This window comes from Citrobacter sp. HN-141 (genome assembly GCF_033341895.1).
Classification (GTDB): Bacteria; Pseudomonadota; Gammaproteobacteria; order Enterobacterales; family Enterobacteriaceae; genus Citrobacter.
Genome location: NZ_JAWPBF010000029.1, coordinates 19,427 through 32,084 on the forward strand (window position 1 = coordinate 19,427; position 12,658 = coordinate 32,084).

The 12,658-nt window shown below is 52.0% G+C and carries 9 protein-coding genes; all 9 read right to left on the minus strand.

Translation table 11 applies throughout. The annotated features are described in order from the left end of the window. Positions 1–97: 97 nt before the first annotated feature. On the minus strand, positions 98–4,321 hold the full coding sequence (gene rpoC / locus RYZ59_RS23130) for a DNA-directed RNA polymerase subunit beta' (protein WP_005132891.1): 4,224 nt from the start codon (positions 4,319–4,321) through the stop codon (positions 98–100). A gap of 76 nt (positions 4,322–4,397) precedes the next feature. Beyond that, positions 4,398–8,426: a DNA-directed RNA polymerase subunit beta gene (rpoB, locus tag RYZ59_RS23135; RefSeq protein ID WP_003033111.1), complete on the minus strand. Its 4,029-nt coding sequence runs from the start codon at positions 8,424–8,426 to the stop codon at positions 4,398–4,400. A 320-nt stretch (positions 8,427–8,746) separates the two neighbouring features. Further along, the gene (gene rplL / locus RYZ59_RS23140; protein ID WP_003033114.1) at positions 8,747–9,112 is read right to left on the minus strand and encodes a 50S ribosomal protein L7/L12; all 366 of its coding nucleotides are present in this window, start codon (positions 9,110–9,112) and stop codon (positions 8,747–8,749) included. 66 nt (positions 9,113–9,178) lie between these two features. Beyond that, positions 9,179–9,676, minus strand: a complete 498-nt coding sequence (gene rplJ, locus RYZ59_RS23145; protein WP_001207203.1) for a 50S ribosomal protein L10 — start codon at positions 9,674–9,676, stop codon at positions 9,179–9,181. Between the two features lie 414 nt (positions 9,677–10,090). Next, positions 10,091–10,798, minus strand: a complete 708-nt coding sequence (rplA, locus tag RYZ59_RS23150) for a 50S ribosomal protein L1 (protein ID WP_005132897.1) — start codon at positions 10,796–10,798, stop codon at positions 10,091–10,093. Positions 10,799–10,801: 3 nt separating this feature from the next. Continuing rightward, positions 10,802–11,230, minus strand: coding sequence for a 50S ribosomal protein L11 (gene rplK / locus RYZ59_RS23155; RefSeq protein WP_003033122.1), 429 nt, complete (start codon positions 11,228–11,230; stop codon positions 10,802–10,804). 155 nt (positions 11,231–11,385) lie between these two features. Next, the gene (gene nusG, locus RYZ59_RS23160; RefSeq protein WP_003033125.1) at positions 11,386–11,931 is read right to left on the minus strand and encodes a transcription termination/antitermination protein NusG; all 546 of its coding nucleotides are present in this window, start codon (positions 11,929–11,931) and stop codon (positions 11,386–11,388) included. A 1-nt stretch (position 11,932) separates the two neighbouring features. Beyond that, positions 11,933–12,316 (minus strand): preprotein translocase subunit SecE, encoded by a 384-nt coding sequence (secE, locus tag RYZ59_RS23165; protein ID WP_003033128.1) that lies wholly within the window; start codon positions 12,314–12,316, stop codon positions 11,933–11,935. Between the two features lie 228 nt (positions 12,317–12,544). Continuing rightward, positions 12,545–12,658 (minus strand): hypothetical protein (locus tag RYZ59_RS23170; RefSeq protein WP_183129199.1); only part of this gene is annotated, 114 nt, incomplete at its 5' end.

Genomic DNA, 12,658 nt, shown 5'->3' on the forward strand with positions numbered 1-12,658 from the left:
GATGGCTTCGTAGGCCTGATAAGCACCGCGCCATCAGGCATAAACATAGATATAAAAAAACCCGCCGAAGCGGGTTTTTTATTAGGGTCAGCAACGATTAATCGTTATCAGAACCGCCCAGACCTGCGTTCAACAGTTCTGCCAGGCTGGCAGAAGCATCTTCAGCAGTGACCTGCGGTGCAGCTGGCAGTTCGCCTGCTGCGCGGCGGCGCATACGATCCTGGTGGTACGCATAACCGGTACCAGCCGGGATCAGACGACCCACGATGACGTTCTCTTTCAGACCGCGCAGTTCATCACGTTTACCTGCAACAGCGGCTTCGGTCAGGACACGCGTGGTTTCCTGGAACGATGCTGCAGAGATGAAGGACTCGGTTGCCAGAGACGCTTTGGTGATACCCAGCAGATCGCGGGAGAATGTTGCACCCACTTTGCCGTTCGCTTCCAGCTCGCGGTTAGCGATCTTGACGCGAGAGTATTCAACCTGCTCGCCTTCGAGGAAGTCGGAGCTACCCGCATTTTCGATGGTGGCTTTACGCAGCATCTGACGAACGATAACTTCGATGTGTTTATCGTTAATCTTAACACCCTGCAGACGGTATACGTCCTGAACTTCGTTAACGATGTAACGAGTTACAGCATGCACACCACGCAGACGCAGGATGTCGTGCGGCGCTTCCGGACCGTCGGAAACTACGTCACCACGTTCTACGCGTTCACCTTCGAACACGTTGAGCTGACGCCATTTCGGAATCATCTCTTCGTAAGGTTCGCTACCGTCTACCGGAGTGATAACCAGACGACGTTTACCTTTGGTTTCTTTACCGAAGGAAATGATGCCGCTGATTTCAGCCAGGATTGCCGGCTCTTTCGGACGACGTGCTTCGAACAGGTCCGCAACGCGCGGCAGACCACCGGTGATATCCTTGGTACCGCCGGATTCCTGCGGAACACGCGCCAGGGTGTCACCAGAGCTGATCTGTACGCCATCTTCCAGCTGAACAATCGCTTTACCCGGCAGGAAGTACTGAGCAGGCATATCGGTGCCTGGGATCAGAACGTCGTTGCCCTGAGCATCAACAATTTTCAGTGCCGGACGCAGGTCTTTACCACCCGCAGTACGCTCTGCAGAATCCAGAACCACCAGAGAAGACAGACCGGTCAGCTCGTCGGTCTGACGAGTAATGGTCTGGCCGTCGATCATGTCAGTGAAGCGGACGAAACCACTCACTTCGGTGATAACCGGCATGGTGTGCGGATCCCAGTTTGCTACGGTTTCGCCGCCAGCAACCTGTTCGCCATCACCTTTCGCCATAACGGAGCCGTAAGGCACTTTATAGCTTTCTTTGGTACGACCGAATTCGTCGATCAGTTTCAGTTCGGTGTTACGTGAGGTGATAACCAGTTTACCGCTGGAGTTCACAACCGACTTCGCATTGCTCAGACGGATGCTACCTTTGTTTTTCACCTGGATGCTGGATTCAGCAGCCGCACGAGATGCCGCACCACCGATGTGGAACGTACGCATCGTCAGCTGTGTACCCGGTTCACCGATGGACTGTGCCGCGATAACGCCGATTGCTTCACCTTTGTTGATGATGTGGCCACGCGCCAGGTCACGACCGTAGCAGTGCGCACATACACCAAAGTCGGTGTCACAAGATACAACGGAACGGACTTTAACAGAGTCAACGGAGTTCTCTTCCAGCAGATCACACCACTGTTCGTGCAGCAGCGTGTTGCGTGGAACCAGAATATCCGCCGTACCCGGCTTCAGAACGTCTTCAGCAGTTACACGACCCAGAACGCGATCGCGCAGCGGCTCTTTAACGTCACCACCCTCGATAACCGGGGTCATGGTGATTCCTTCCAGAGTGCCGCAATCGTCTTCAGTAACAACCAGGTCCTGCGCGACGTCAACCAAACGACGAGTCAGATAACCGGAGTTCGCTGTTTTCAGTGCGGTATCCGCCAGACCTTTACGAGCACCGTGAGTAGAGATGAAGTACTGGAGTACGTTCAGACCTTCACGGAAGTTCGCGGTGATTGGCGTTTCGATGATGGAGCCATCTGGCTTCGCCATCAGACCACGCATACCAGCCAGCTGACGAATCTGTGCTGCGGAACCACGCGCACCGGAGTCGGCCATCATGTAGATGCTGTTGAAGGAAACCTGCTGCTCTTCTACGCCGTCACGGTTAATAACGGTTTCGGTTTGCAGGTTATCCATCATCGCTTTGGATACACGATCGTTCGCCGCAGCCCAGATATCGATAACTTTGTTATAGCGTTCGCCCGCGGTTACCAGACCAGACTGGAACTGCTCCTGGATCTCAGCAACTTCAGCTTCCGCTTCAGAGATGATCTCGTGTTTCTTCTCTGGGATGACCATGTCATCAATACCAACAGATGCACCTGAACGCGCTGCATATGCAAAGCCGGTATACATTGTCTGGTCAGCGAAGATAACGGTCGGCTTCAGGCCCAAAATGCGGTAACAGGTGTTCAGCATTTTGGAGATAGCTTTCTTGCCCAGCGCCTGGTTGACGATGGAGAAAGGCAGACCTTTCGGTACGATCATCCACAGAATGGCACGGCCAACGGTCGTGTCTTTCAGGCTGGTTTTCGCAACGAATTCGCCGTTTTCATCTTTTTCGTATTCGGTGATACGCACTTTAACGCGCGCATGCAGAGAGGCCAGACCTGCGCGATAGATACGCTCAGCTTCTTTCGGGCCTGTCAGCACCATGCCTTCGCCTTTGGCGTTAACACAGTCACGGGTCATGTAGTACAGACCCAATACAACGTCCTGAGACGGAACGATGATAGGTTCACCGTTCGCCGGAGACAGGATGTTGTTGGTAGACATCATCAGCGCACGCGCTTCGAGCTGGGCTTCCAGCGTCAGCGGTACGTGAACAGCCATCTGGTCACCATCGAAGTCGGCGTTATATGCCGCACAAACCAGCGGGTGCAGCTGGATAGCTTTACCTTCGATCAGTACCGGTTCAAATGCCTGGATACCCAGACGGTGCAGTGTTGGTGCACGGTTCAGCAGTACCGGGTGTTCGCGGATAACTTCGTCCAGGATATCCCAAACGACAGCTTCTTCACGCTCAACCATTTTCTTAGCGGCTTTGATGGTGGTGGCCAGGCCACGCAGTTCCAGCTTGCCGTAGATGAACGGTTTGAACAGTTCCAGTGCCATTTTCTTCGGCAGACCGCACTGATGCAGACGCAGGTATGGACCTACGGTGATTACAGAACGACCGGAGTAGTCAACACGCTTACCGAGCAGGTTCTGACGGAAACGACCCTGCTTACCTTTGATCATGTCGGCCAAAGATTTCAGAGGACGTTTGTTAGAACCGGTGATCGCACGACCGCGACGACCGTTATCCAGCAGGGCGTCAACCGCTTCCTGCAGCATACGTTTTTCGTTGCGTACGATGATGTCCGGCGCAGCCAGATCCAGCAGACGCTTCAAACGGTTGTTACGGTTGATAACGCGACGATACAGATCGTTCAGATCCGACGTTGCGAAACGACCACCATCCAGCGGAACCAGCGGACGCAGATCTGGCGGCAGAACCGGCAGAACGGTCAGGATCATCCACTCTGGCTTGTTGCCAGACTGTACGAAGGCTTCCAGCAGTTTGATACGCTTGGTCAGCTTCTTACGCTTGGTTTCGGAGTTGGTTTCGTTCAGCTCTTCGCGCAGAGTTTCACACTCTTGCTCCAGATCCATGCTTTTCAGCAGAGCCTGGATAGCTTCCGCACCCATCTTCGCGTCGAATTCGTCACCGAACTCTTCCAGCGCGTCCAGATACTGCTCTTCAGTCAGGATCTGTTGACGTTCCAGGTTAGTCATACCGCCTTCGATAACTACATAAGATTCGAAGTACAGTACGCGCTCGATATCGCGCAGCGGCATATCAAGCAGCAGGCCGATACGGGACGGCAGAGATTTCAGGAACCAGATGTGGGCAGTCGGAGACGCCAGCTCGATGTGGCCCATACGCTCACGGCGTACTTTAGTCTGGGTCACTTCAACGCCGCACTTCTCACAGATCACACCACGGTGTTTCAGGCGCTTGTACTTACCGCACAGGCACTCGTAGTCTTTTACCGGCCCAAAGATACGGGCGCAGAAAAGGCCGTCACGTTCAGGTTTGAACGTACGGTAGTTGATGGTTTCCGGCTTCTTAACTTCACCGAAAGACCATGAACGGATCATGTCTGGCGAGGCCAGCGCAATTTTGATCGCATCAAACTCTTCGGTTTTAGTCTGCGCTTTCAGAAACTTTAATAAATCTTTCACGGATTTGCTCCCGTCGGAGTTAGCACAATCTGGCGCTGGCTGTTACGCCAGCACCAGTGACCTGTTTGATCGAGAGTTACTCGTCTTCCAGCTCGATGTTGATACCCAGCGAACGAATCTCTTTCAACAGTACGTTGAAGGATTCCGGCATGCCTGGTTCCATCTGATGGTTGCCGTCCACGATGTTTTTATACATCTTAGTACGACCGTTCACGTCATCAGACTTAACGGTGAGCATTTCCTGCAGGGTGTATGCTGCGCCATATGCTTCCAGCGCCCACACTTCCATCTCCCCGAAGCGCTGACCACCGAACTGCGCCTTACCACCCAGCGGCTGCTGAGTAACCAGGCTGTAAGAACCGGTAGAACGCGCATGCATCTTGTCATCAACCAGGTGGTTCAGTTTCAGCATGTACATGTAGCCAACGGTAACCTGGCGCTCGAACTGCTCACCGGTACGACCGTCGAACAGTGTGATCTGACCGGAAGTCGGCAGGCCACCCAGCTGTAACAGTTCCTTGATTTCAGACTCTTTCGCACCGTCGAATACCGGCGTTGCGATCGGCATACCTTTTTTCAGGTTTTCAGCCAGACGCAGAACTTCTTCATCGCTGAAGGTATTCAGGTCAACTTTCTGACGAACATCTGAACCCAGATCGTAAGCACGCTGGATGAATTCGCGCAGTTTCGCGACTTCCTGCTGCTGTTTCAGCATGGCGTTGATCTTATCGCCGATACCTTTTGCAGCCATACCCAGGTGGGTTTCAAGGATCTGACCGATGTTCATACGCGATGGTACGCCCAGCGGGTTCAGTACGATATCTACCGGCGTACCGTTAGCATCGTGTGGCATATCTTCGATCGGGTTGATCTTAGAGATTACACCCTTGTTACCGTGACGACCTGCCATCTTATCACCAGGCTGGATCCGACGTTTAACCGCCAGATAAACCTTAACAATCTTCAGCACGCCCGGTGCCAGATCGTCGCCCTGAGTGATTTTACGGCGTTTCGCTTCGAGTTTTTTCTCGAATTCGTGTTTCAGTTCGTCGTACTGCTCAGCCAGTTGCTCCAGCTGATTTTGTTTCTCTTCGTCGGTCAGGCCGAGTTCTAACCAGCGGTCACGCGGCAGTTTGTCGAGCTTCTCAGCTTCAACACCACCGGAAACCAGCACAGCGTAGATACGGCTGAACAGGCCAGCTTCGAGGATCTGCAGTTCTTCAGACAGGTCTTTTTTCGCCTGCTTCAGCTGCATCTCTTCGATTTCCAGCGCACGTTTGTCTTTTTCTACGCCATCGCGAGTAAAGACCTGAACGTCGATAATCGTACCGGAAACACCGTTTGGCACGCGCAGAGAAGAGTCTTTAACGTCAGACGCTTTCTCACCGAAGATTGCACGCAGCAGCTTCTCTTCTGGCGTCAGCTGGGTTTCACCTTTCGGCGTTACCTTACCAACCAGAATGTCGCCACCGGTCACTTCCGCACCGATATAAACGATACCGGATTCATCCAGTTTGGAGAGCGCAGCTTCACCCACGTTCGGGATGTCAGCGGTGATCTCTTCTGGCCCCAGCTTGGTGTCACGGGACACACATGCCAGTTCCTGAATGTGGATGGTAGTGAAACGGTCTTCCTGGACAACACGCTCGGATACGAGGATGGAGTCTTCGAAGTTGTAACCATTCCATGGCATGAATGCCACGCGCATGTTCTGACCCAGCGCCAGTTCACCGAGGTCGGTGGACGGACCGTCTGCCAGCACATCACCACGTTCAACCGGCTCGCCCAGAGATACACAAGGCATCTGGTTGATACAGGTGTTCTGGTTAGAACGGGTGTATTTGGTCAGGTTATAAATGTCGATACCTGCTTCGCCCGGGTACATCTCGTCTTCGTTAACTTTGATAACGATACGGGAAGCATCCACGTACTGAACAGTACCGCCACGTTTAGCAACTGCAGTAACACCGGAGTCAACGGCAACAGCACGTTCCATACCGGTACCAACCAGCGGCTTATCAGCGCGCAGAGTCGGAACCGCCTGACGTTGCATGTTCGCACCCATCAATGCACGGTTGGCGTCATCGTGTTCCAGGAACGGGATCAGGGACGCACCGACGGATACCACCTGCTGGGTGGATACGTCCATGTAGTCAACCTGGTCGCGGCTGAACAAGCTGGATTCGCCTTTGCTACGGCAGGTAACCAGATCTTCTACAAAGTGGCCTTCGTCATCCAGGTTGGAGTTCGCCTGAGCGATAACGTAGTTGCCTTCTTCGATAGCAGACAGGTAATGAATTTCGTCAGTTACAACACCGTCGGTCACTTTACGGTACGGAGTCTCGAGGAAGCCGTATTCGTTAGTCTGTGCATACACGGACAGGGAGTTGATCAGACCGATGTTCGGACCTTCAGGCGTTTCGATTGGACATACGCGACCGTAGTGAGTCGGGTGTACGTCTCGAACTTCGAAGCCTGCACGTTCACGGGTCAGACCGCCTGGGCCGAGTGCAGAGATACGACGTTTGTGCGTAATCTCAGACAGCGGGTTGTTCTGGTCCATAAACTGAGACAGCTGGCTGGAACCAAAGAACTCTTTCACTGCTGCAGAAATCGGCTTGGCGTTGATCATATCCTGAGGCATCAGGGTATCCAGATCGCCCAGAGACAGACGCTCTTTCACCGCACGCTCAACACGTACCAGGCCAACACGGAACTGGTTTTCCGCCATTTCGCCTACGGAACGGATACGACGGTTGCCGAGGTGGTCGATATCATCGACTTCGCCTTTACCGTTACGGATATCGATGAGCTTCTTCATCACTTCGATGATGTCGTCTTTGCTCAGGATACCGGAACCTTCGATTTCGTCGCGCAGCAGAGAACGGTTGAACTTCATACGACCAACCGCAGACAGGTCATAGCGGTCTTCAGAGAAGAACAGGTTCTCGAACAGGCTTTCAGCAGCTTCACGTGTCGGCGGCTCACCAGGACGCATCATACGGTAGATTTCTACCAGTGCGCTCAGACGATCGTTGGTTGGGTCGACGCGTACAGTTTCAGAAATGTACGGACCGTGGTCCAGATCGTTAGTGAACAGCGTTTCGATACGCTTATGACCAGACTGGCTCAGCTTAGCCAGCAGATCCAGGCTCAGCTCCATGTTAGCTGCGCAGATCAGCTCGCCAGTAGATTCGTCAACGTAGTCTTTAGCCGCAACTTTGCCAGCAATGTATTCAACCGGAACTTCGATATGCTTGATATCGTCTTTTTCCAGCTGGCGAATGTGGCGCGCAGTGATGCGGCGGCCTTTTTCGACGTAGACTTTGCCGTTAGCTTCAATGTCAAAGGAGGCGGTTTCACCACGCAGGCGTTCCGGCACCAGTTCCATCTGCAGCTTATTGTCGCGAATTTCGAAAACAACTTTCTCAAAGAACAGGTCAAGGATCTGCTCAGTGGTGTAGTTCAGTGCACGCAGAATAATGGTCGCAGGCAGTTTACGGCGACGGTCAATACGTACGAACAGGTTGTCCTTCGGATCGAATTCGAAGTCCAGCCAGGAACCACGGTAAGGGATGATGCGCGCGTTATACAGCACTTTACCCGAAGAGTGGGTTTTACCTTTGTCGGAGTCAAAGAAGACGCCAGGACTACGGTGCAGCTGAGAAACGATAACACGCTCAGTACCATTGATTACAAAGGTACCGTTGTCAGTCATGAGCGGAATTTCGCCCATGTAGACTTCTTGTTCTTTAATGTCTTTTACGGTGCCTTCCGGCGCTTCGCGCTCGTAGATCACCAGACGCAGTTTTACGCGCAGCGGTGCGGAATAGGTCACGCCACGGATCTGACATTCCTGAACGTCAAACACCGGTTCGCCAAGGCGGTAGCTGACGTATTGCAGCTCGGAATTACCGCTGTAGCTCTGAATCGGGAAAACGGAACGGAAAGCTGCTTCCAGACCATACTGCCCTTCAGGATCTTGCTCGATGAACTTCTGAAACGAGTCAAGCTGGATAGAAAGGAGATAAGGTATGTCCAACACTTGTGGACGTTTACCAAAATCCTTACGAATACGTTTTTTCTCGGTATAGGAGTAAACCATTAGGGTTCCTCAGCTCGCTGACAAGTCGACCCATCTGTCCGACGAAGGGACAGTTTGTGCAACACTATTTTGTTGACCGGAAAATCGAATACTTTCCGCAATGCCTGTTGCTATCACGCTTAAACCATTTCATTGCGATTTACACAGAACAGACGCTCTGTCGCAGTATATTAAGGCGTCGATAGAAACAAGCATTGAAAGGCACAGCAGTAGTCAAACAGTGTGAAATGCTACTGGCGCCTTACAGCGCAAAAAGGCTGGTGACTAAAAAGTCACCAGCCATCAGCCTAATTTCTTAGGCTGCAACCAGAAAAGTTGGCTTATTTAACTTCAACTTCAGCGCCAGCTTCTTCCAGAGATTTTTTCAGTGCTTCTGCGTCGTCTTTGCTGATGCCTTCTTTCAGGGCAGCCGGAGCAGATTCTACCAGGTCTTTAGCTTCTTTCAGACCCAGGCCAGTTGCGCCACGTACTGCTTTGATAACAGCAACTTTGTTAGCGCCAGCAGCTTTCAGAATTACGTCGAATTCAGTTTTTTCTTCAGCAGCTTCAGCCGGGCCAGCAGCTACAGCTACAGCAGCAGCAGCGGAAACACCGAATTTTTCTTCCATTGCAGAGATCAGTTCTACAACGTCCATTACGGACATAGCGGATACTGCTTCAATGATTTGATCTTTAGTGATAGACATTTAAATTGTTCCTGAAAATCAGAATAAGTTTATACGTAAGCAGATGCTTGAGAAAGATAACTGCGATTAAGCAGCTTCTTTCGCATCGCGTACAGCAGCCAGAGTACGAACCAGTTTGCCAGCCGAAGCTTCTTTCATGGTTGCCATCAGGCGTGCAATTGCTTCTTCGTAGGTCGGCAGAGTTGCCAGGCGATCGATTTGCGATGCCGGGATCAATTCACCTTCAAAGGCTGCGGCTTTGACCTCAAATTTTGCATTCGCTTTCGCGAACTCTTTGAACAGACGAGCAGCTGCGCCCGGGTGTTCCATAGAGTATGCAATCAGGGTCGGACCAACAAACGTGTCTTTCAGGCACTCGAACTGAGTACCTTCCACGACGCGGCGCAGCAGGGTGTTACGAACAACACGCATGTATACGCCAGCTTCACGACCTGCTTTACGCAGTTCAGTCATTTTATCTACAGTTACGCCACGGGAATCCGCAACTACTGCAGACAGCGCGCCTTTGGCTACTTCGCTGACTTCAGCAACAATCGCTTGTTTGTCTTGAAGATTTAAAGCCATTAGCTTTGCTCCTGGATGTTTGCCGGAACTCATGTTCCGGAACTCACTTCACTCTCCCCAACGGAAAGAGCGTCTAAATACGGTGAGCAGAAACAAGCCAGAGTATCAGAAATAATCTTAGCGTTCTGTCACCGTCTACGCAGGGCATTAAGTTTCTTACGAAACACCTGCGGTCTTCGACGGAGGCCTGGATAGGCCAGGCTCCAACGAACAAATCTTGTCTATCTGTCGCTATTCAATCTGTGACGGCGTTGACTGCCTTCGTTCACACCAGTCACATAGTTAACTATGCTCCTGGCGATTCACTCAGTTGTCGCCTTGCCACAGCCTGAATATCTCGGATATACGTCTGCAATTAGCAGAAACGTGGGGGTAAGATTGTAGACAAAATCACCGCCCACGTAAAGGCGAATATTAGTTCGCCACAGTCGCAGTCAGACCGGACTGATCAACGGCAACACCAGCACCCATGGTGGTGGAGATGCTAACTTTCTTGATGTACACGCCTTTAGCCTGAGTCGGTTTCGCTTTTTTCAGCGCAACCAGCAGAGCTTCCAGGTTTTCTTTCAGTTTGTCAGCGTCAAAATCCACTTTACCGATGGTAGTGTGGATGATGCCGTTTTTGTCGTTACGGTAACGAACCTGACCTGCTTTAGCGTTCTTAACTGCTTCAGCAACGTTCGGCGTTACGGTACCAACTTTCGGGTTTGGCATCAGGCCACGCGGACCCAGAACCTGGCCCAGCTGGCCAACAACGCGCATTGCATCCGGGGAAGCAATAACAACGTCAAAGTTCATTTCGCCTTTTTTGATCTGGTCAGCCAGATCTTCCATACCTACCAGCTCAGCGCCTGCAGCTTTAGCAGCTTCAGCGTTTGCGCCCTGGGTAAATACAGCTACGCGAACGGAACGGCCAGTACCGTGCGGCAGTACAGTTGCACCACGTACGTTCTGGTCAGATTTACGTGCGTCGATGCCGAGATTAACAGCAACGTCCACGCTTTCTACGAATTTAGCAGTGGCCAGCTCTTTCAGCAGAGCGATAGCTTCGTTGATGTCGTACTGCTTAGTAGCATCAACTTTGTCACGGATCACGGACATGCGCTTGGTCAGTTTAGCCATTTCTTAGTCCTCCACTACCAGGCCCATGGAACGTGCAGTACCTTCAATGGAGCGAGTCATCGCTTCAATGTCGGAACCAGTCATGTCGGCAGCTTTGGTCTGCGCGATTTCCTGCAGCTGAGCGCGGGAAATTTTACCCACTTTGTCTTTGTTCGGCTTACCGGAACCAGACTTGATACCAGCCGCTTTCTTCAGCAGAACTGCTGCCGGAGGCGTTTTGGTAACGAAAGTGAAAGAACGGTCAGCGTAAACGGTGATAACAACCGGGATCGGCAGACCTTTTTCCATGGAATCAGTTTTTGCGTTGAACGCTTTGCAGAATTCCATGATGTTCACGCCTTGTTGACCCAGTGCTGGACCTACCGGCGGGCTCGGGTTAGCCATACCAGCTGCAACCTGCAGCTTGACATAGGCTTGGACTTTCTTAGCCATTCTAAATTCCTCTAGTTGGGTTATAGCGCCTCAAGGAGGCTCCCCGTGATTAAATTCGTTTTACGGACAGAATCCATAAAAACAAAAGGCGCGAAATTGTATTCCAATCTCGCGCCTTGTGCAACGATTAAATCGTCGCTTTTTTGATCGACGTGTTAGGCTTTTTCAACCTGAGCGAAGTCCAGTTCAACTGGAGTCGCACGACCGAAGATAGACACGGAAACTTTCAGACGAGACTTCTCGTAATCCACTTCTTCAACCACACCGTTAAAGTCAGCGAACGGACCGTCGCTAACACGAACCATTTCACCTGGCTCAAACATCGTTTTCGGACGTGGCTTATCACCAACCTGCTGCAAGCGGTTCATGATCGCATCAACTTCTTTGTCGCTGATAGGTGCCGGACGGTCAGATGTACCGCCGATAAAGCCCATCACACGCGGCACGCTGCGCACCAGGTGCCAGCTTGCATCATTCATTACCATCTGGACCAGTACATAGCCCGGGAAGAATTTACGCTCGCTTTTGCGACGCTGGCCGCCACGGATTTCGACCACTTCTTCAGTCGGCACCATGACTTCACCAAACAACTCTTCCATATTTTGTAACTTGATATACTCACGCAGCGAGGTCGCTACGCGGCCTTCAAAACCGGAAAACGCCTGAACGACGTACCAGCGCTTTTTAGGGGCTTCAGACATCTTAGAACCTCAGGCCAGTGATAAAGGATACCAGGCGAACCAGAATACCATCCAGTCCCCACAGGATCAGTGACATTACCGCAGTGACCGCAGCAACGATCAGCGTGGTGTGCAGCGTTTCCTGGCGAGTTGGCCAAATGACCTTACGGACTTCGGTTCTCGCTTCACGGGCAAAAGCAACGGTCGCTTTACCTTTTGTCGTCAACAGCGCGACACCACCCGCTGCGGCAATCAGAATCACTACGGCCAGCGCACGCAGCGGCAGCATCATGTCACGATAGAGGTAGTTGCCAACGATAGCTACAAGCAGCAATACAGCGACAACAACCCACTTCATCGCTTCCAGGCCGCGCCCGCTTCCTTGAGCTTCGGTATTCGCACTCATAAACCAACCTGTCAGAAGTATCTACAAACATTTTCACCCCGCGTAAGCGAGGCGATCCAAACCGAAATGCTCTGGTGCGTTTCGGACTAAACGCCCTCTTCAGAGCCTGTCTCAGCAATGATTATGACAAAAAAAATCACTGATGAGCCAGGTTCTGGTGTGAAAGCGTGCAAAAAGGGCATCAAATGATGCCCTTTTATTGCGCATTGCGTCAAATGTTATCGGCAATTAGCTCATTACTTTGGCAACAACGCCCGCGCCAACGGTACGGCCGCCTTCACGGATTGCGAAACGCAGACCGTCGTCCATCGCGATCGGGTGGATCAGGGTAACAACCATTTT

Bases quoted from the DNA above. Each gene is read 5' to 3' on its own strand.
- rpoB (WP_003033111.1), bottom strand. From the start codon at position 8,426: ATGGTTTACTCCTATACCGAGAAAAAACGTATTCGTAAGGATTTTGGT.
- rplL (WP_003033114.1), bottom strand. From the start codon at position 9,112: ATGTCTATCACTAAAGATCAAATCATTGAAGCAGTATCCGCTATGTCC.
- rplJ (WP_001207203.1), bottom strand. From the start codon at position 9,676: ATGGCTTTAAATCTTCAAGACAAACAAGCGATTGTTGCTGAAGTCAGC.
- rplA (WP_005132897.1), bottom strand. From the start codon at position 10,798: ATGGCTAAACTGACCAAGCGCATGTCCGTGATCCGTGACAAAGTTGAT.
- rplK (WP_003033122.1), bottom strand. From the start codon at position 11,230: ATGGCTAAGAAAGTCCAAGCCTATGTCAAGCTGCAGGTTGCAGCTGGT.
- nusG (WP_003033125.1), bottom strand. From the start codon at position 11,931: ATGTCTGAAGCCCCTAAAAAGCGCTGGTACGTCGTTCAGGCGTTTTCC.
- secE (WP_003033128.1), bottom strand. From the start codon at position 12,316: ATGAGTGCGAATACCGAAGCTCAAGGAAGCGGGCGCGGCCTGGAAGCG.